Here is a 721-nt window from a genome sequence, read left to right on the forward strand (position 1 = left end):
CACCGAATACGCCATCATGACGAGCAAGAATTTGATTGAGCAAGATATGAAGCATGAGTTTTTTTATCTTGCTTACGATGATTTTGGGACAGGCTACACAAACTACGAGCTTGTAGGAGAGCTTACAGAACTCGGCATTTCAAAAAGTCTCAAAGTAGATGGTTCTATAGTAAAAAAAATACTACAAAACCAAACATACGCTTCCATAGTAGAATCTATAACAATGTTTTGCAAAAGAACAAATTTAAGGGTGATATACGAGTTTGTGGATAGCGAAGACATATTGAAAGAACTAAAAAATATAGTTGCCAGCATAAGGTTTCCAGAGGAAAGGGCATTTTTACAAGGCTTTTACCTTCACAAGCCATCGCCGTTAGATAAAGAGTTAGAAAAAGAGCAAAATTTAAAAATGCTATAAGCTATTACATAAGCATACAAGTAATTGGACATATGTGTTAAACTTTTAATAGTTACATAATATCATACCTCGAGTGAGAAATTAACCACATAACTTTACCTCAATAGATCTGAAAAAGCTATAACCTATTGCATAAGCATACAAGTAAGTAAGAAGAGTAATTCCTTTCCTCCATCTTTTTAAAGCGTTAAATTGTTTAAGCCTTGAAAATACACCTTCTATAATCTGTCTTTGAGCTTTATCTTCTTTTGTCTTGCAAACATAGACATTTTCACATCCTTTATATCCCTTGTCCCCTATAAC

General features: G+C 33.4%; 1 protein-coding gene and 1 pseudogene. One reads left to right on the top strand and one right to left on the bottom strand.

The window, feature by feature from the left end:
* Positions 1 to 418 (top strand): EAL domain-containing protein (locus tag ACP5S8_RS08490; RefSeq protein WP_461876502.1); only part of this gene is annotated, 418 nt, incomplete at its 5' end.
* Positions 419 to 499: 81 nt separating this feature from the next.
* Here ACP5S8_RS08490 and ACP5S8_RS08495 read toward each other — a convergent pair.
* Positions 500 to 721, bottom strand: a pseudogene (locus tag ACP5S8_RS08495) (hypothetical protein); the annotation flags it as partial.

This window comes from Hydrogenobaculum sp. (assembly GCF_049967395.1).
GTDB lineage: Bacteria > Aquificota > Aquificia > Aquificales > Aquificaceae > Hydrogenobaculum.